This window comes from Sinosporangium album (assembly GCF_900100605.1).
Classification (GTDB): domain Bacteria; phylum Actinomycetota; class Actinomycetes; order Streptosporangiales; family Streptosporangiaceae; genus Sinosporangium; species Sinosporangium album.
On the sequence record NZ_FNCN01000007.1, the window covers coordinates 97,526 to 116,367 of the forward strand.

Annotated in this window: 15 protein-coding genes and 1 riboswitch; of the genes, 9 read left to right on the forward strand and 6 right to left on the reverse strand. The window is 71.9% G+C overall.

The annotated features are described in order from the left end of the window. Positions 1-172: 172 nt before the first annotated feature. On the forward strand, positions 173-1,111 hold the full coding sequence (locus BLQ73_RS09450) for an SDR family oxidoreductase (protein ID WP_093170008.1): 939 nt from the start codon (positions 173-175) through the stop codon (positions 1,109-1,111). Here the strand turns inward: BLQ73_RS09450 and BLQ73_RS09455 are convergent. After that, positions 1,102-2,076: a helix-turn-helix transcriptional regulator gene (locus tag BLQ73_RS09455; RefSeq protein WP_093170106.1), complete on the reverse strand. Its 975-nt coding sequence runs from the start codon at positions 2,074-2,076 to the stop codon at positions 1,102-1,104. The two genes, BLQ73_RS09450 and BLQ73_RS09455, sit on opposite strands and share 10 nt — an antisense overlap. Positions 2,077-2,393: 317 nt before the next feature. Between BLQ73_RS09455 and BLQ73_RS09460 the strand changes: the two genes are divergently transcribed. The 3 genes from BLQ73_RS09460 to thyX all read left to right on the forward strand — a co-directional run bounded on the left by BLQ73_RS09460 (position 2,394) and on the right by thyX (position 7,426). Continuing rightward, positions 2,394-4,538, forward strand: a complete 2,145-nt coding sequence (locus tag BLQ73_RS09460) for an anthranilate synthase component I (RefSeq protein WP_093170009.1) — start codon at positions 2,394-2,396, stop codon at positions 4,536-4,538. Positions 4,539-4,723: 185 nt separating this feature from the next. Then, on the forward strand, positions 4,724-6,595 hold the full coding sequence (locus tag BLQ73_RS33915) for a hypothetical protein (RefSeq protein ID WP_245690942.1): 1,872 nt from the start codon (positions 4,724-4,726) through the stop codon (positions 6,593-6,595). A 108-nt stretch (positions 6,596-6,703) separates the two neighbouring features. Then, on the forward strand, positions 6,704-7,426 hold the full coding sequence (gene thyX, locus BLQ73_RS09470; RefSeq protein WP_093170010.1) for an FAD-dependent thymidylate synthase: 723 nt from the start codon (positions 6,704-6,706) through the stop codon (positions 7,424-7,426). 129 nt (positions 7,427-7,555) lie between these two features. On the opposite strand, the gene BLQ73_RS09475 is transcribed toward thyX, so the two are convergent. The 3 genes from BLQ73_RS09475 to BLQ73_RS09485 all read right to left on the reverse strand — a co-directional run bounded on the left by BLQ73_RS09475 (position 7,556) and on the right by BLQ73_RS09485 (position 9,840). Next, on the reverse strand, positions 7,556-7,867 hold the full coding sequence (locus BLQ73_RS09475; RefSeq protein ID WP_093170011.1) for a ubiquitin family protein: 312 nt from the start codon (positions 7,865-7,867) through the stop codon (positions 7,556-7,558). A gap of 256 nt (positions 7,868-8,123) precedes the next feature. After that, entirely contained in the window at positions 8,124-8,456 is a 333-nt protein-coding gene (locus BLQ73_RS09480) for a hypothetical protein (RefSeq protein WP_093170012.1), read from the reverse strand. A gap of 274 nt (positions 8,457-8,730) precedes the next feature. Further along, complete coding sequence (locus BLQ73_RS09485; RefSeq protein WP_093170013.1) at positions 8,731-9,840, reverse strand: globin domain-containing protein; 1,110 nt, start codon at positions 9,838-9,840, stop codon at positions 8,731-8,733. Between the two features lie 656 nt (positions 9,841-10,496). Between BLQ73_RS09485 and BLQ73_RS09490 the strand changes: the two genes are divergently transcribed. Continuing rightward, on the forward strand, positions 10,497-11,186 hold the full coding sequence (locus tag BLQ73_RS09490; protein ID WP_093170014.1) for a gamma-glutamyl-gamma-aminobutyrate hydrolase family protein: 690 nt from the start codon (positions 10,497-10,499) through the stop codon (positions 11,184-11,186). 105 nt (positions 11,187-11,291) lie between these two features. On the opposite strand, the gene BLQ73_RS09495 is transcribed toward BLQ73_RS09490, so the two are convergent. Together BLQ73_RS09495 and thiC are read right to left on the reverse strand one after the other, a co-directional pair. Further along, on the reverse strand, positions 11,292-11,909 hold the full coding sequence (locus BLQ73_RS09495; RefSeq protein ID WP_093170015.1) for a class I SAM-dependent methyltransferase: 618 nt from the start codon (positions 11,907-11,909) through the stop codon (positions 11,292-11,294). A gap of 64 nt (positions 11,910-11,973) precedes the next feature. Further along, a complete protein-coding gene (thiC, locus tag BLQ73_RS09500) occupies positions 11,974-13,689 on the reverse strand; it encodes a phosphomethylpyrimidine synthase ThiC (RefSeq protein WP_093170016.1) in 1,716 nt (571 codons plus the stop codon). Then, a riboswitch (TPP riboswitch) is annotated at positions 13,682-13,799 on the reverse strand. (Overlaps the previous gene by 8 nt.) Before the next feature lie 218 nt (positions 13,800-14,017). Between thiC and clsA the strand changes: the two genes are divergently transcribed. The 4 genes from clsA to ftsR all read left to right on the forward strand — a co-directional run bounded on the left by clsA (position 14,018) and on the right by ftsR (position 18,705). Beyond that, positions 14,018-14,629 carry a cardiolipin synthase ClsA gene (gene clsA, locus BLQ73_RS09505; RefSeq protein ID WP_093170017.1) on the forward strand — a complete coding sequence of 204 codons (612 nt, stop codon included), beginning with the start codon at positions 14,018-14,020 and terminating at the stop codon, positions 14,627-14,629. Between the two features lie 4 nt (positions 14,630-14,633). Then, positions 14,634-17,129 (forward strand): mannose-1-phosphate guanyltransferase, encoded by a 2,496-nt coding sequence (locus BLQ73_RS09510; RefSeq protein ID WP_093170108.1) that lies wholly within the window; start codon positions 14,634-14,636, stop codon positions 17,127-17,129. A 320-nt stretch (positions 17,130-17,449) separates the two neighbouring features. After that, complete coding sequence (locus BLQ73_RS09515) at positions 17,450-17,959, forward strand: double zinc ribbon and FHA domain-containing protein (protein ID WP_093170018.1); 510 nt, start codon at positions 17,450-17,452, stop codon at positions 17,957-17,959. A gap of 23 nt (positions 17,960-17,982) precedes the next feature. Further along, positions 17,983-18,705 carry a transcriptional regulator FtsR gene (ftsR, locus tag BLQ73_RS09520; protein WP_245690943.1) on the forward strand — a complete coding sequence of 241 codons (723 nt, stop codon included), beginning with the start codon at positions 17,983-17,985 and terminating at the stop codon, positions 18,703-18,705. Positions 18,706-18,842: the final 137 nt, after the last annotated feature.

Below are 18,842 nucleotides of genomic sequence, written 5' to 3' on the forward strand. Positions count from 1 at the left end.
TCGGGCGAGCACATGTTCGGAAATATCAGTGTGCGCCGCACATTACCGCAGTGTTCTGCCTTCCAGCGTCTCCCGGCGTCTCCCGGCGTCCCCCTGCGCCTCCGGCCATGCGGGTGAAAATGTCGAAGAGAACATGACAATAGATGTCCTATTTGCCCGCCAGGGTCGACTCATGACAACAAACGCACAGGTCGCAGCAGGTCCGCTGCAGGGCAGGGTGGCGCTGGTCGCCGGGGCGACCCGCGGCACGGGACGCGCCATCGCGGTGGAACTCGGACGGGCGGGCGCGACCGTCTACTGCACCGGGCGCAGCGGCGAAGGGCACCGCTCGGAGATGGACCGCCCCGAGACCATCGAGGAGACCGCCCAGCTCGTGGCCCGCGCCGGCGGGCAGGGCATCGCCGTACGCGTCGACCACCTCGTGCCCGAGCAGGTGGAGGCCCTGGTCGCCAAGATCGATGCGGAACAGGGCAGGCTCGACATCCTGATCAACGACATCTGGGGCGGCGACCACCTCGGGGAGTGGGACATCCCCATGTGGAAGCACTCCCTGGAACGCGGCACACGGCTGCTCAGACTGGCGATCGACACCCACATCATCACCGCCCACCACGCGTTTCCGCTGCTCACCCGCACCCCCGGCGGCCTGGTGGTGGAGCTCACCGACGGCACGACCGACCACAACGCCACCCGCTACCGCGCCGACAACGTCTACTACGACCTCGCCAAGGCGTCGGTGAACCGGCTGGCGTTCGCCTGGTCCAAGGAGCTCCTGCCGTACGGCGGGACCTCCGTGGCGGTGACCCCCGGCTGGATCCGCTCGGAGGCCATGCTGGAGCACTTCGGCGTGACCGAGGAGAACTGGCGCGACGGCACCGAGCGGGACCCGCACTTCGCGATCTCCGAGTCGCCCGCCTACATCGGCCGAGCGGTCGCCTCGCTGGCGTCCGACCCCGAGCGGGCCCGCTGGACGGGACGGTCGCTCACCAGCGCCGAACTGGCCGAGGAGTACGGCTTCACCGACGCGGACGGCAGCAGGCCGGACTGCTGGCGCTACCTCGTGGAGGTCCAGGAGAAGGGCCTGCCGGCCGACACCACCGGCTATCGCTGATCGGCGCCCGCGCCGTAGATCGCGCACAGGCGGCTCGCCGCCGCGGCGAGCCGCTCGCGCAGCACCGCGGGGGCCAGCACCTCGGCCTCGGCCCCGAACCGCAGCACCTGGTGGTAGGCCACTTCGACCGCCTCGACGGGCAGGGACAGCGTCACCCAGCCCCGCTCGTCGGGCGGCCCCGCGGAGGCCAGCGCCGCCGGCAGCGCCGCCGGGTCGGCGACGCCGGGCAGAGCGCGCAGCCCCGCCGGGCTGAGCCGCAGGCTGACCTGCGTGGTGAGCAGCGACTTGGAGAACTGCGCGGCGCGCTCGGCCCAGAACGCGGCGAGGTCGAGGTCGGGGGCCCGGGAGAAGTGGCGCTCGGCGTGCACCTCCACCTCCTCGAACCGGTCGACCCGGTAGACGAGGAACCGCTGCGCCGACCTCGCCGCGAGATACCACACCCCGGCCTTCAGCACGAGGCCGTAGGGTTCGAGCTCGCGCGCCGCCCGGCCGTAGCGCGCGGTCACCGGGTGGTCGCCCCACACGGCCCGGGCGAGCGGCGCCAAGGCGTGCGGCGTCTCCCCGGTGACGAACCAGCCGGGGGCGTCCAGATGGAACCGCTGAGCCGCCGTGCGCGGCGCGTCGCGGGAGCCGGGCGGCAGCGCCGCGGCGGCCTTGAGCCGGGCGGCGGTCGCCACCTCCGCCAGGCCCATCTCGCGCAGCGCGTCGGGCACCCCCGACAGGAAGAGCGCCTCGGCCTCGGCCCGGTCGAGCCCGGTGAGCCGGGTGCGGTAACCGTCGAGCAGCCGGTAGCCGCCGCCGCGACCCCGGTCGGAGTAGACCGGCACACCGGCCTCGGAGAGAGCGAGCACGTCCCGGTGGACGGTGCGCTCGCACACTGACAGCTCCTCCGCGAGCTGACCCGCGGTCATCCCGCCCCGGGTCTGGAGCAGCAGCACCAACGACAGCAGTCTTGCCGCGCGCATCCCCAGAGGGTACGGCATGCGCGGCCCCGGCGATACGCGATCTTCCGGGGGCGGGCCGCTCGGACGTCGGCCCGCCCCCGGCGCGCCCGTCAGGGCCGCGGGGCCGGGGGCGCGGGGCCGTTCGACCGGTCGCGTTGCATGATCACGCGGATGCGGCTAGCCTTGGCCGCATGCGAACCCGTAACAGCTCGATGTGGTGGCGCCGCTTCTAGGCGGCGCGGGTTCTCGCATGTGAATCGGATGGCCGCCCTGGGAGGCGGCCTTCTTCGTGTCCGCCCCCGGGGCATCCTTATTTGTGAAGAGGGGCGAGACGCAAGGTGGAGAAAAGCGGATATACCACGGCCGGTGGCATCGCGGTCGAGGTGTCGGCGGCCGACGTGCCCGAGTCCGTGCTCGAAGAGATCGTGAGCTCTCTCGGCCGCCGCCGGGGAGGGGTCCTGTCCTCGGGCATGGAATACCCCGGCCGTTACAGCCGGTGGCACCTGGCCTACGCCGACCCCTGCCTGGAGATCACGGCCAGGGGGCGGCGCATCTCGGCCAGGGCGCTCAACGCCCGGGGCCGCGTCGTGCTCCCCGTGATCGCCTCATGCCTTCTCGCCGCCGGCAAGCCGACCGGGGAGCCCACCGGCGACCGGGTCGAGGTCCACGTCCCCGAGTCCGAGGACCTGCTCCCCGAGGAGATGCGCAGCCGCCGCCCCACGGTGTTCAGCGCGATCCGCGAGGTGATCGCCGCCTTCCGCGGCACCGACGAGCACCTCGGCCTCTACGGCGCGTTCGGCTACGACCTGGCCTTCCAGTTCGAGCCGATCAGGCAGGTGCTCGCCAGGCCCGCCGACCAGCGGGACCTGGTGCTCCACCTGCCCGACCGGGTCCTCGTGGTCGACCGCAAGCGCGAGACCAGCAGGGAATACCTCTACGAGTTCACCGTCGACGGCGTCACGACGGCCGGCCTTCCCCGCGACGGCGAGGACCTGCCGCTCGCGTCCGTCCCCGACCACATCCCGGCCGACCCCGAGCGCGGGCGATACGCCGAGGTCGTGGCCGCGGCCAAGGAGAAGTTCGTCCGCGGAGACCTGTTCGAGGTCGTGCCAGGCCAGGTGTTCCACGCCCCCTGCGCGGACCCGCCCGCCTTCTACCGCCACCTGCGCGCGACCAACCCCGCTCCCTATGAGTTCCTCTTCAACCTCGGCGACGGCGAGCACCTGGTCGGGGCGTCCCCGGAGATGTACGTCAGGGTCAGCGGCGACCGCGTGGAGACCTGCCCGATCTCCGGCACGATCGCCCGCGGCGGCAACCCCGTCGAGGACGCCGACAACATCCGCACCCTGCTCTCCAGTGTGAAGGAGGAGTCGGAGCTCACCATGTGCACCGACGTCGACCGCAACGACAAGTCGCGCGTCTGCGTCCCCGGCAGCGTCAAGGTCATCGGCCGCCGGCAGATCGAGATGTACTCCCGCCTCATCCACACCGTCGACCACATCGAGGGCCGCCTGCGGCCCGAGTTCGACGCGCTCGACGCCTTCCTCACCCACATGTGGGCCGTCACCGTGACCGGCGCGCCCAAGACCTGGGCCATGCAGTTCATCGAGGATCACGAGGCCACCACCCGCCGCTGGTACGGCGGAGCCGTCGGCTACATCGGCTTCGACGGGGCGATGAACACCGGCCTCACCCTGCGCACCGCCCAGATCAGGGGCGGCGTCGCCGCCGTGCGGGCCGGGGCGACCCTGCTGTTCGACTCCGACCCCGATGCCGAGGAGCGCGAGACCGAGCTCAAGGCCAGCGCGCTGCTCGGCGCCCTCGCGACCGTCGGCAACGGCACCCCCTCCGCCGAGGCCGAGGACCCGGCCCCCGCCGAGCGGGTGGGCGAGGGCCTCTCCGTGCTGCTCGTCGACCACGAGGACTCCTTCGTCAACACCCTCGCCGACTACTTCCGGCGGCAGGGGGCCACCGTCACCACCCTCAGGCACGGCTTCCCGGCCCGGATGATCGACGAGATCGCCCCCGACCTCGTCGTGATGTCGCCCGGCCCCGGCCGGCCCACCGACTTCGGCACCGCGGCCCTCCTCGACGCCGTCTACGAGCGCCGGCTGCCGGTGTTCGGCGTGTGCCTCGGCCTCCAGGCGATGGTCGAGCACGCCGGAGGCACCCTGGCGCTGCTGCCCCACCCCGAGCACGGCAAGCGGGGCAGGGTCGGCCGCGAGGGCGACAGCGCGCTGCTCGACGGGCTGCCCGCGGAGTTCACCGCCGCCCGCTACCACTCGCTCCACGCCAAGCGTGACGGCGTCGCGGGATTCTCGGCGACCGCCTTCACACCCGACGGCGCGGTGATGGCGATCGAGGATCCGGACAACCGCCGCTTCGCCGTACAGTTCCACCCCGAGTCGATCCTGACCATCGAAGGCGGGGCAGGCGAAAGGATCATTACCAACGTGCTCAAGCTCGCCCGGGTGGCCCGCTGACCTGCGGTCGGTCGCGCCGCCTCGATCCCTTGAGTAAAGAGAGCCGAGAACGCCGGACTCGGTGTGCCGCAGGCTCTAAAGTCTCCACCGCATGGAGCCGCACAGGCCGGTGAGGCGTGTCCTCACCGGCCTCCGCGTTTCCTGCGCGCCGGCGCGGCCATGGCGGCCATGGGGGAGAGACAGCAATGCGATCACAGGACCGATCAGAGGACGCGGTGCCGGGCAGGCCCGCCACCGGGCCGGCCAAGGCCGGCGCGCCGACCGGCGGGGCCGGGGGGAGACCCACGAGGCCGCCCGCGGTCCCAGGCACGCCGGCCCGGCGTGAGACACCGCCCGCCGCGCCCGAGGAGCCGGCCGGATCCGGTATGTCCGGCGCGAGGGCCGGGGGGCCTGCGGCCGGGCCCGGGGGCGGCATCCGCGGTGCCGGGGCCGGCGCGGTGGACGGGGAGCCCGCCGCACCCGCGGCGGTGCCGCTCGCGCCTGCGGCGGTGCACGCCCGACTCGACGCGGCCTCGGCGCGGCTGGAGGCGGCGCGTGCCCGGCTGCACGCGGTGCCGGTCAGGCTGGACGCGGTGCCGGTCAGGCTGGACGCGGTGCCGGTCAGGCTGGAGGCCCTCCCTTCCCGGGGGGACGACGCCCTCCCCCCGACGGGCGGCCTCCGGCGGCGGGCGGTGCGCGGGGGAGAGGTCGCCGAGCTCAGGCCGCGCGGCGGCGGTGCCGTACCGGAGGTGTCGCCCTTAAGGGCGGTGGCGCCCATGGGCGACGTCACGCCCATCAAGATCGCCGTCTCGGCGCGGCTGGACACCGTTCCCACCGGGCCGGGCGCGGTCCGGCGCCGGTCGGGCGCCCCGGCGGGCGACGGGCCCGGAGTGTCGCCCGCAGTGTCGCCTGCCGCATCGCCCCGCGACCTGCCCGGCGACCTGCCCGTCGCGCTGCCCGACCCGGTCCGGGAGGCGGTCCTCGCCCCCCTGGTCGACCACCACTGCCGGGGCGTCGAGCGCGACGACATCCCCCGGGCGCGGTTCGAGACCCTGATCTCCGACTCCGGCACGCCCGCTCCGCCGGGGACCACGCACTTCGACACGCCCCTCGGCACCGCCATCCGCCGATGGTGCGCGCCGCTCCTCGACCTCGACCCGCACGCCTCACCCGCGGTCTACGTGTCGCGGCGCGCCGAGCTCGGCGCCGACGAGGCCAACCGGAGGCTGCTCCGCGCCGCCGGCGCGGCCGCCTTCCTCGTCGACACCGGCGAGGCCCGTCCGGAGCTGCTGACGGCCGCGGAGATGGGCCGCCTCGGCGGCGCGGCGGCCGACGAGATCACATCGGTGGAACAGGTCGAACAGCGGATCGCCGAGTCGGCCCGCACCGCCGTCGACTACATGGCGGCACTGGCGGCGGCACTGCACGAGCGCGCGGCGCGGGCGGTCGGGCTCGCGTCGTCCATCGCCCACCGCCACGGCCTGCACTTCGACCCGGCCCGCCCGAGCAGAGGCTCGGTCATCGCGGCGGCCAACCGCCGCCTGGCCGACCCCAGGGAGCCCCTCGCCGACCCGGTCCTGCTCCGCCACCTGCTGTGGGCCGCGGTCGACGTGTCCCGCGAGCGCGGCCTGCCCCTGCAGATGCCCACGGGGTACGGCCGCGCCGCCTTCGACCCCCACCGCTCGGACCCGACGCTGATGACCGGTTTCCTGAGGATCGTGCAGCAGCTCGGCGTGCCGATCATCCTGCTGCACTGCTATCCGTTCCACCGCCAGGCCGCCCACTTGGCCTGCGTCTTCCCCCACGTCTACCTCGACGTCGGCCTCGCACTCACCGGCACGGCCTCCTCGTCGGTCATCGGCGAACTGCTCGACCTGGTCCCCTTCCACAAGCAGATGTTCGGCTCGGGCGGCTCGGGCGTGGCCGAGATCGGTTTCCTCGGCGCGCTCCACCACCGCAGGGCCCTGGCCCGCGCGCTCGCGACCCGGCTCGAACGCGGGGAGTGGGCGGCGGCCGACGCGGCCCGGGTCGCGCACATGATCGGGGCCGGCAACGCCCGCCGCGTGTACCGCCTCTGAGCCGCCCCGGAAGCGGCGTCGGCGTCGGCGCACCGGAGGGCACGCGGACAGGCGAGGAGGTCTAGCATGTGGGGCGGCCCGCGAAGCGACGAGAGCAGGGGGAGTTCCATGAGTGATGAGCCGCGTTTCCTGAGCGAGGTGACGGTCGAGCTGGTGAGGCAGAGCGCCGCCGACAGCGACGTGCTCTGGGCGGCGCGGGTGTCGACCGCGGGCGAGCAGTCCTTGGAGGAGCTCACCAAGGACCCCGAGCGGTCCAAGGGGCTGATCAACTTCCTGATGCGCGACCGGCACGGCAGCCCGTTCGAGCACAACTCGATGACCTTCTTCGTGAGCGCTCCCATCCTGGTGTTCCGGGAGTTCCAGCGCCACAGGGTCGGCTGGTCGTACAACGAGGAGAGTGGGCGTTATCGCGAGCTTCGTCCGATTTTCTATGTTCCGGGGGCGGACCGCCCCCTGGTCCAGCAGGGCAAGCCGGGGCGCTACGAGTTCCACGCGGGCAGCGACGAGCAGCACAAACTGGTCAGCGAGGCGATGGAGTCATCGTATCGGCGGGCCTACGAGGCATACCAGGAGATGCTGGAGGCCGGCGTCGCCCGTGAGGTGGCCCGCGCGGTCCTCCCGGTCGGGACCTACTCGACGATGTATGCCACGTGCAACGCCCGGTCGCTGATGCACTTCCTGTCGTTGCGCACGAAGGACGAGCAGGCCCGCGTGCCCTCCTTCCCGCAATACGAGATCGAGCTGGTGGCCCGGCGCATGGAGGCGCTCTGGGCCGAGCTGATGCCGCTGACCCACGCGGCGTTCGTCGCCAACGGAAGGACCGCCCCCTGACGGGGTGAGTCCCCGTCGGGCGCGGGGCCGGCATGGCCCGCGGCGCGTGCGAGCCCCGCGGGCCGCGTGGCCGGGAGGGGCACGGCGCGCGCGGGTCCCGTGGGGCAGGCGCGGGAGCGCCCGCCCGGCTTACGCGAGGGCAGGCAGCACATAGACTTCCGCGCCCGGGGGGAGCACGCAGTCAAGGCCGCCGATGCGGCGGGCGTTCTCGCCGCAGACGAACATGTTGATATGTCGGCGGATGCGGCCGTAGTCGTCGCGCAGCCGCTGTTCGAGCGAAGGATGGGTCCTGCGCAGGGTGTCCAGAGCACCGCCCAGTGTGGGCTGGGTGTCGCGGTGATCGGCCACGGCGAAGACCCGCACCTCGCTGGTGTCCCCCACCCAGTGCCGCAGGGTGCTGGGTAAGACAAAGGTCACAAGCATGACCGGACGCGCCGACATCGCAACTCCTTGAACGGGAAAGGCCCGGCGGTGCGCCGGGGCGGGCGTACGGCGCGGAGCCGTACAACGGGTTGGGGCATGGTGTGGCGTCGCGAGGTCGGTCGGGGGCTGTCCGCGGACGCGCGGGCACAGCAGCCCTGGTAGGCCGGTGTGCGACCTCATGCGGAGCATTCCTTTCAGGTCGGTGGCGGGCAGCGAGGCAGGGATTCCCACGGGAAGAGCGCGGGAATCCCCGTCGATCACAGGGTGGGGGCTGTCAGCCGGTGCGCGTGGCGCCGACGGGCGCGGGGGCCGGTACGGCGGAGCGCGGGGTGGCCCGGCGGTCCTGGCGGCGGAGCGGGGCGGCGGGGGCGATGCCCGCCCGGACGGCCCCGGGCTCGCAAGGGGAGGGGGCGACCCGCCGGATCCGGGTCGGCGCGGTGCCCGCGCGGGGAGGAAGGGCGGCCGGCGGCCGATCCGCCTCCTCCCAGATCTCGCGAAGATCAGGGGAGCGCAGGGGCGACGGGAGTGTCGCATGGCGGTCTCCGTCGGCGGCGCGCGCGGGGAGGGGCCCGTTGCGCGTGCCGATCGCGAGGAGCACGTCGCCCATTGCAGCCTCCCTGATGCTCGTCCGCGCCGACGCGTGCGGATCGGCACCATCGTGTCACGCAGGGGGTGGGAAGAAGCCGGGTACATGCCTTTTCCGCTGCGAAGACGCCCCTTTTCTGGTTGCCTGACGGATAATCACCTGTCCTCGGGCGCCGCGCTGACGGCGTTCCGGAGCGGGCGGGGGAGGGGGTTTCCCCCGCCCTCGTCTCCGGGCGCCGCCGCACGGTCTCCCACGGCACCGCGGTCTGCGGCGCCGGGTCGTGCGACACGGCCTCTCACAGCACCGCGGACACCGAGTCCCGGTGGATCCGCGAGAGCGGCACTCCGTTGTCCTGGAGCAGGCGGACGGACTCGTTGACCATCGTGGTCGGGCCGCACAGGTAGATGTCGTGCTCGGTCCACGGACCGAAGCGGAGCGCGATCTCGGGCAGGTTCCCGCGCAGCCCGCCGTAGCCGGGTTCGTCGGAGACGACGGGCACCACCCGCAGCCACGGGAAGGCCGCCTCCATCCGCGCGAGCGCGGGCAGGTCGTACAGCTCCGCCGAGGTGCGCGCGCCGTACAGCAGGTGCACGTTCGGCCTGCGGCCCGAGGCCATGACGTGTTCGACGACGGCCTTGAGGGGCGCGAGGCCGGTGCCGCCCGCCATGCACAGCACGTCGCGCTCGGCGGACGGGGGCGCCATGGTGCCGAGCGGCGGGCCGAGCGCCAGCATGTCGCCGACGCGCGTGTGCCGTACGAGCGCCGACGACACCCACCCGCCGGTGACCGCCCGCACGTGCAGGGTGATCGTGTTGTCCTGGCGGGGGGCGTTGGCGATCGAGAAGGCACGCCAGACCCGGGGCCACCGCGGGGTCTGCACGGTGATGTACTGCCCTGAGACGTACGGCATGTGCTGTGTGGGCCGCACGGTCATGACGGCGATGTCCGGTCGGCGCAGTTCGTGGTCGACGACCTCCGCCAGCCACCACGCGGGTGAGGTGTCGGCCTCGGCCGCCTTGACCATCATGTCCGCCGCGGCGGTGTAGGCGGCGACCCAGGCCGCCTCGATCTCCGTCGTCCACATGTCGGCCGCGAAGCGTCTGACCGTGGCGAGGAGCGCGTTCCCCACGGCCGTGTAGTGCGCGCTGATCACGCCGTACTTGCGGTGGTCACGTCCTAGTTGACCGAGATATGAGGCCAGCCCGTCGGGGCTGTCCAGGCTCCAGACGATACGGGTCAGCGCCCCGAACAGCCGGTCGCGCTGTGTATCCATGGCCGGGGGGAACATCCCCCGGAGTTGAGGGTTCTCCGCGAACAACCGTCCGTAGAAATAGGCAGCCGCCTTGTCTGCGACGGGTTCGATGACGGAGAAGCTCTCCTTGACGAGACGGGGATTCAACGACATTTAAACCCAGAACCCATCTTCAGTGACCGGATTGAAATATCCGGTCTTCAGATCCACCTCCCTGACACTCCGGGTCGTGAGCGTCCGGCGGCCCCGGCTCGACCGATCGCTCGTTTTTAGTGTTACATCACTGCACGCGAGCCACAACCGTTTCATCGTAATGTGGTGGGAATCCGCACCATCCGTAACGAGGTGACTATTCTCCGTGATCGGAAATCTGCTATTACTTCCGGGTTAGATGAATATTAATCACGTTCTCGCTCGCCGTCGGATTTAGTGGCGCGGAGGCGGGTTGTCGTCGCGTTATTGGGACTTGCGGCGCGCGGAACTCCGCGCCGATCGGCCCGCGGCCGTCCCGTGGGGGGTCTGTCCGGATGCCCGCCCGGGGTATACGGGGGATGTATGCCTTTTATCCGGTTTTCTTGCCCCGTCGCGTCGGCCCGCTGTGTCGGACATCTCCGGACGGTAGGCACCTGGGGCGTTGGGCGTGGTACGCGGGACTTGGGGGAGAGGCTGGCTGCGTGACGCTTCTGATATGCGGAAGCACGACATAAGCGAAATGGTGTAGGCCATGATGGGCATGCCGCTGGAGAGACGGGGTGCTTGGCCGCCCGGACGGGGCGGTCCGGACCTCACGGATGCCCCCTGGAGATCACATGACCCGACCCTTGATCGGTATCACCGCATATCTGGAAGCCGCCCGGTGGGGATCCTGGGTCAGAGAGGCGACGCTGTCGCCCCCCGCCTACGCCAAGGCCGTGGAGAAGGCGGGCGGCATCCCCGTCCTCCTGCCCCCGCTCGGCCTCTCCGGGATCAACGGCTACGTGTCCGCCCTCGCGGGCCTCATCCTCGCCGACGGCGCCCCGCTGGACCCCGCGGTGTACGGCGAGGCCGCCGAGGACAGGGCCCCCGCCCCCCAGCCTCACCGCGACCGCTTCGAACTGGCCCTGGCGCGCGCCGCCGTACAGGCCGACCTGCCGCTGCTCGGCGTCGCACGCGGCATGCACGTCCTGAACGCCGCCCAGGGAGGCACGCTGATCCCCTGGCTTCCCGACGCCGTCGGCCACGACCGGCACGCCGCGCCCGGAACACCGCACGTCATCCAGATCAGCGTGTCCAGCGGCGTGGGCAAGGCGGTGGGCGACCGGATCGAGGTGACCGCCCCGCACGAGCAGTCCGTCAAACGCCTGGGGACCGGTCTGCTCGCCGTCGCCTGGGCGGACGACCAGATCGTCGAAGGCGTCGAACTCTCCGGCCACAGGTTCGGACTGGGCGTGCAGTGGCACCCCGAACGCGGCGACGACAACCGCCTGATCGAGGCCCTGGTCGGGGCGGCCCGCCGCTGACGCGGCGGGCGCGGGGCGCGCCCGCCCCGCGCCGCCGTACGGCACAGGCGGCACAGGCGGCGGGCGGGCCGCGCGCCGGGGCGGCCCGGGGGCGGCCCTCGGCGGCTACGCCTCCGCGCGGCCCTCGGCGCCGCGGACCCGGGCCCGCCGGGCGTTGTAGACGAACGCCGGGGGCAGATTGCCCCACACCGTGCGGCTCGCCACGACCTCCTCGAAGGTGGTCGTCAGCAGCCGCCGGAACCGCTTGGCGGTCGTCATCGGCAGCGCGTGCACATAGGCGAACGTGGTGAAGGCGCCGCCGGCGGCCAGCACACCCGTCACCGCCGACATGAGCCGGAGCTGCAGGGCCCGGGGGAACGCCGCCCACGGCAGCCCGCTCACGATCACGTCGGCCTGGCCGAGGCCGCGGTCGGCCAGCATCTTGGGCAGCTCGCAGGCGTCGCCCACGACCACGTCGACCCGCGGGTAGCGCTCCGCCAGCACCCGCGCCATGGGCGCGTTGATCTCGACGGCCAGGTGGTGGCCGCGCCCGCCGAGCCGGCGCTGGATCTCGGCGGTGAAGGGGCCGGTGCCCGGCCCGAGTTCGACGATCACCGGGTCGCCGCTCTCGGGCAGGGGGGTGGTGACGGCCTGGGCGAGCTTGCGGGAGCTCGGCGCGACCGCTCCGACGATCGCGGGGGAACGGAGGAACTGTCCCAGGAAGAGCGCCTTGTCGTTGGGCATGCCCCAAACTCTAGGGCGTTCAGGAGGTGCGCGAGCGCGCGTTCTCAGCGGAGGGGCCGGGCGTTCACAACTCCGTCACAGGAAGGTAGACCCTGCCGCCCGAACCGGTGAACTCCTCGGACTTCTCCTTCATACCGGCTTCGATCGCCTCGACGGTGGTGAGGCCCCGCTCCTCGGCGAAGCGCCTGACATCGTGGGAGATCTTCATCGAGCAGAACTTCGGGCCGCACATCGAGCAGAAATGCGCGGTCTTGGCGGGCGCGGCGGGCAGGGTCTCGTCGTGGAAGGACCGGGCGGTGTCCGGGTCGAGGGCCAGCTCGAACTGGTCCTCCCAGCGGAACTCGAACCTCGCCGCCGACAGCGCGTCGTCGTGCGCCTGGGCCATGGGGTGCCCTTTGGCCAGGTCGGCGGCGTGGGCGGCGATCTTATAGGTGATGACGCCGGTCTTCACGTCGTCGCGGTTCGGCAGGCCGAGGTGCTCCTTGGGGGTGACGTAGCACAGCATGGCGGTGCCGTACCAGCCGATCATGGCGGCGCCGATCGCGGACGTGATGTGGTCGTAGCCGGGGGCGATGTCGGTCACCAGCGGTCCGAGCGTGTAGAAGGGCGCGTCGGAGCAGAGTTCCCGCTGGAGGTCGACGTTCTCCTTCACCTTGTGCATCGGCACGTGCCCGGGGCCCTCGATCATCACCTGCACGCCGTGCTCCCAGGCGATCCCGGTCAGTTCGCCCAGCGTCCGCAGCTCGGCGAACTGCGCCTCGTCGTTCGCGTCGGCGATCGACCCGGGCCGCAGGCCGTCGCCGAGGGAGAAGGCCGCGTCGTAGGCCGCGAGGATCTCGCAGATGTCGGCGAAGTGCTCGTAGAGGAAGCTCTCCCGGTGGTGCGCCAGGCACCAGGCGGCCATGATCGAACCGCCTCGCGACACGATGCCCGTGGTGCGCCGCGCGGTCAGCGGCACATAGGCCAGCCGGACCCCCGCGTGCACGGTGAAGTAGTCGACGCCCTGCTCGCACTGCTCGATCAGGGTGTCGCGGTATACCTCCCAGGACAGCTCCTCGGCCCGGCCGTCCACCTTCTCCAGCGCTTGGTAGATCGGCACCGTGCCGATGGGCACGGGGGAGTTCCTGATGATCCATTCGCGGGTCGTGTGGATGTCGCGGCCCGTGGACAGGTCCATCACCGTATCCGCGCCCCAGCGAATCGCCCACGTCATCTTCTCCACCTCCTCGTCGATCGACGAGGTCACGGCGGAGTTGCCGATGTTGGCGTTGATCTTGACGAGGAAGTTCCTGCCGATGATCATCGGCTCGGACTCGGGGTGGTTCACATTCGCCGGAATGATCGCACGTCCGGCCGCCACCTCGTCCCGCACGAACTCCGGCTCCACGCCCTCCCGCAGCGCGATGAACTCCATCTCCCTGGTGATCTCGCCCCGCCGCGCGTAGGCGAGCTGCGTCACCGCCCTCCCCGTCGCCCGGTACGGCTGCCGCCGCCCGCCCTGGAACACCTGTCCGGGCCGGTCGCCGGTGCGGCGGCCGTCGTCGGCGGGGGTTGCCCGGCGGCCCTCGTAGCGCTCCACGTCGCCGCGGGCCGCGATCCAGGGGTCGCGCAGCGCTGGGAGCCCCCGGCGTACGTCCGTCGTCGCCGACGGGTCGGTGTACGGGCCCGAGGTGTCATAGAGCCTCACCCGGTCGCCGTTCGTCAGCGCCACCTCGCGCATCGGCACCTTCAGCCCCGAGGGCCCGTTCACGTAGGTCTTGGACACGCGCGCACCACTCATCGCGCAAGCTCCCTTCGCCGGCATGATCCGGAGCAGGTTCTGGCGGTCGGCGGCCCGTGATCTCAGCCGCCCTCTCAGCCCGGTCGTACCGGGCTCCCGCGTTGGTCGATCACGCACGCTACCCGCTCGCCCGATCCGGCGCCAGACCGCTCCCGCCGCGAACCGGCGGGGCCCCGCCGGGCCCGGCCCGGAAACAGGCCCGGAAACCCCGCCCGGTGGCACGTTCGGTGGCGTGTTCGGCGGCACGCCCGCGCGCGCCCGCGCCGGGCGCCGGAACGTGCCGGGCAAACATGTATAGGGTCGGGATCAGGCATGTGAGGGGAGAAGAGTGGAATCCGCCGAGGACAGGATCTGGACGGTTCCCAACGCGCTGAGCTTTCTGCGGCTGCTCGGCGTGCCGGTGTTCCTGTGGCTCGTGCTGGGGCCCGAGGCCGACGGCTGGGCCATCGCCCTTCTCATGCTCGCGGGCTTCTCCGACTGGCTCGACGGGAAGCTGGCCCGCGCGTGGAACCAGACGAGCAGGCTCGGCAGGCTGATCGATCCGCTCGCCGACCGCCTCTACATTCTGGCGACGCTCGTCGGGCTGGTCCTGCGCGAGGCGATCCCGTGGTGGCTCGCGGTGCTGGTGGTCGCCAGGGACGTGGTGATGGTGCCGCTGCTGCTGGTGCTGAAGGAGTACGGCTACGGCCCACTGCCGGTGCACTTCCTGGGGAAGGCGGCCACCGCGAACCTGATGTACGCCTTCCCGCTGCTCTTCCTCGCCTCGCACGTGGGCTGGTATTCCGAACCGGCCGCGATCTTCGGCTGGGCGTTCGCGATATGGGGAACAGGTCTGTACTGGTGGGCGGGTGTGCTGTACGCCGTGCAGGCGCGTGTGCTGATCCGGGACGCGCGGGCCGAGCGCGAGCGGCCGAGGGAGCAGGACTCCGAGCGGAGGTGACATGGTGAGGGCGGTCGTGATGGCCGGCGGCGAGGGCACCAGGTTGCGGCCGATGACGGCCAACCAGCCCAAACCCCTCCTGCCCGTGGTGAACAGGCCGATCATGGAGCACGTACTGCGGCTGCTGAAGGCGCACGGCCTGACCGAGACCGTGGTCACCGTGCAGTTCCTCGCCGCGCTGGTGCGCACGTATTTCGGCGACGGCGAGGAACTCGGGATGAGCCTGCACTACGCCACCGAGGAGGTGCCGCTCGGCACCGCCGGCAGCGTGCGGAACGCCGCGGCGATGCTGCGCGACGACAGGTTCCTCGTGATCTCCGGCGACGCCCTCACCGACATCGATCTCACCGACATGATCAGGTTCCACCGCGAGCACGGCGCCCTGGTCACCATCGGGCTGAAGCGGGTGCCGAACCCGCTGGAGTTCGGCATCGTCATCGTGGACGAGCGCGGTCGGGTGCAGCGCTTCCTGGAGAAGCCCACCTGGGGCCAGGTCTTCTCCGACACCGTCAACACCGGCATCTACGTCATGGAGCCCGAGGTGCTCGACGAGATCGCCCCCGGGGAGGCGGTCGACTGGTCCGCCGACGTGTTCCCGCGCCTCCTGACCAAGGGCGCCCCGCTGTACGGCTACATCGCCGAGGGCTACTGGGAGGACGTCGGCACACACGAGAGCTACCTCAAGGCGCACGCCGACGCGCTGTCGGGGCGGGTACGGCTGGACCTCGCCGGCTTCGAGCTGTCCCCGGGCGTGTGGGTCGCCGAGGGCGCCTCGGTGGACGCCGACGCGGTGCTGAAGGGGCCGCTCTACATCGGCGACTACGCCAAGGTGGAGGCGGGCGCCGAACTGCGCGAGTACACCGTGCTCGGCAGCAACGCGGTGGTGCGGGAGGGGGCCGTCCTGCACCGCGCCGTCGTGCACGACAACGTCTACATCGGGCCGGGCGCCCACCTGCGCGGCTGCGTCGTGGGCAAGAACACCGACGTCATGGCGTCGGCCCGGGTCGAGGAGGGCGCGGTCGTCGGCGACGAGTGCGTGATCGAGTCCGAGGCGTACATCACCTCCGGGGTGAAGGTCTACCCGTTCAAGACCATCGAGGCGGGGGCCGTCGTCAACACCAGCGTGATCTGGGAGTCGCGCGGCCAGCGCGGGCTCTTCGGGCCGCGCGGCGTGTCCGGGCTGGTCAACGTGGAGATCACCCCCGAGCTGTGCGTACGGCTCGCGAGCGCGTACGCCACCACCATGAAGAAGGGCAGCTCCGTCGTCACCTCCCGCGACTCCTCCCGGGCCGCCCGCGCGCTCAAACGCGCGGTGATCAGCGCGCTCAACGCCAGCGCGATCAACGTCCTGGACCTGGAGGCCAGCCCGCTGCCCGTCGCCCGCTTCCACACGGCCCGCGAGACCGCCGCGGGCGGCATCGCGCTGCGCACGACCCCGGGCGACCCCCAGAGCGTCGACATCGTCTTCATGGACGAGCGCGGGGCGGACCTGTCGCAGGGCGCCCAGCGCAAGCTGGAGCGGGTCTTCTCCCGGCAGGAGTTCCGGCGGGCGTTCCCCGGCGAGATCGCCGAACTGGGCTTCCCCGCCAGAGCGGTGGAGGACTACGCCAGGGAACTGCTGCGCTGCGTTGACATGTCGGGCGTGCCCGACGCCGACCTCAAGGTCGTGGTCGACTGCGCGGGCGGCACGTCCTCGCTGGTCCTGCCCGCTCTGCTCGGGCGTATCGGGGTGGACGTCCTCACCGTCAACGCCCGCCTGTCCGACGCCCGTCCGACCGAGACCTTGGCCGAGCGGCGCAGGGACCTGCAGCGTCTGGCCGAACTGGTGGGATCCTCCCGGGCGGCCTTCGGCGTACGGTTCGACCCGGTGGGCGAGCGGGTCGCCCTCGTGGACGAGACCGGACGGCTGATCAGCGACGAGCGCGCCCTGCTGGTCGTCCTGGACCTGGTCGCGGCCGAACGCGGATCGGGCCGGGTGGCGCTGCCCGTGACCACCACCCGCGTGGCCGAGCAGGTCTGCGGGTTCCACGGGGTGCGCGTCGAGTGGACCTCGACCGCGGTCGACGCGCTCACCGCGGCGGCCTCCGCCCCGGACGTGATCTTCGCCGCGGACGGGAGGGGCGGGTTCGTCGTGCCCGAGTTCGGCCCCACCGTGGACGGCCTCGCCGTGTTCCTCCGCCTGCTCGGGCTGGTGGCGCGCACCCGCCTGTCGCTGAGCCAGATCGACGCGCGGATCCCCGAGGCCGAGCTGCTCCGCCGTACGGTGCCCACCCCGTGGGCCGCCAAGGGGGCGGTGATGCGCTCGGTGATCGAGGCGGCCGAGGGGCTGGAGCTCGACACCACCGACGGGGTGCGGGTGGTGACCGACGAGGGGTGGACCCTGGTGCTGCCCGACCCGGTCGAGGCCGTGACGCATCTGTGGGCCGAGGGCCAGGATGTCGACACCGCTCAGGCGATGCTGGAACACTGGGCTGGCGTCGTCGAAAGGGCGGCGCGGTGACGGCGCGCGGAGCCCGGTGCGGCGGCCCGCGTGGGGGCGTGTCCGCGGGGAGGGAACCAATGATCATCGGCGGCGCGGCGGCATGGACCTCGAGCCCGGCGCGGCGGTAACTTTGTCTACCGTCCGACCTTGTCCCGCCGAGCAATCCCCCAGACCGCTCGCCTTGACCTTTGCGTCTCATCAGCGTAAGTTTCGGCATTCGCAGTCTTGATGCAGCTCCATGAGACAGTCTTTGAACCATCAGTTGAGAAGCGAAGAGCGAGGCGCCCAGCCCCTGAGCACCGACACCGCCTCTTCGCGGTAGGAGGCCGAGCCGATCGATGCCGAGCGTCTACTGCACGCAGTGCGGTCATGCCAACCCCGAGGGCTCTCGATTCTGCTCGCGATGCGGATCGCCGTTGAACAGGGTGGACCCGCTGGGCGACACCACCTCGACGATCTCCCTCGCCGGCATCGAGGCGTATGAGGCGGAGGCGGGGGCCGCGCTGCTCGCCGAGCGTGCCGTCGCGGACCAGCCGCCCCCGGGCGGCGGGCTGCTGGTGGTGATGCGGGGCCCCAACGAGGGCAGCCGCTTCCAGCTCGTCCGCGACCTGACCACGGTGGGCCGCCATCCGGAGAGCGACATCTTCCTCGACGACGTGACCGTGTCGCGCCGGCACGCCGAGTTCACCCGGGGGCCCGGCGGGCATTTCACCGTGCGGGACGTGGGGAGCCTCAACGGCACCTACGTCAACCGGGAGCGCATCGAGGAGTCCGCCCTGTTCGGCGGCGACGAGGTCCAGGTCGGCAAGTTCCGCTTGGTGTTCCTGAGCGGCTCCGGCGGGCCATGAGCCCGCAGGCCGCCCGTTCCCACATGAGCATCGGGGAGGTCCTCGCCCTGCTCCAGGGCGAGTTTCCCGACATCACGGTGTCCAAGATCCGGTTCTTGGAGGGCGAGGGGCTCATCGAGCCGCAGCGCAGCCCGTCGGGGTTCCGCCGGTTCACCCACGCCGACGTCGACCGCCTGCGTTACATCCTGACCGCGCAGCGCGACCACTACCTCCCGCTTCGAGTGATCAAGGACAATCTGGAGGCCGCCGCGCGCGGCGCGACACGCCCGCACGGCGTCCGCGATGTTCTGGACGTGCGCGGTGTGCGCGATACCCGCGGGGGCCGCGACGTCCAGGGGGCCGACGGCCGCAAGGGCGCCGGGGACACGGCCGGGGCCGGGTGCCGGCTCGGCCGGGAGGAGCTGCTGGAGGCGGCCGGGCTCTCCGAGGAGAAGCTCCGGGAGCTTGAGGCGTACGGCCTGGTGTGTGCAGTGGCCCGCCGCTACGACGAGGACGCGCTGGTCGTGGCGCGCAGCGTGGCGGCGCTTGAGCGGTTCGGGATGCACGCGCGCCACCTGCGCGCGGTCCGGGCGGCGGCCGAACGGGAGGTGGGCCTTGTGGAGCAGGCCGTGGCGCCCCTGCTGCGCCGCAGGGCGCCCGGGGCGATCGGCGAGGCCGACGAGTCGGCCCGGGAGATCTCCGGGCTTCTCCTCGATCTTCACGCGGCTCTGGTGAGATCCGGTGTCCGCGGCGTTCTCGGACAGTGACCCGCTGGGGCATTCGAGGCGCTTCTGGTGTTACGTTGAAATGCGATGAGGGATGCGCGGCCTCCGTGCGTCCGCATGTCGGAAGCAAGTCAGAAGCACCACCGGAAACACCATCAGAAGCACGCCGCGCGTTGAGC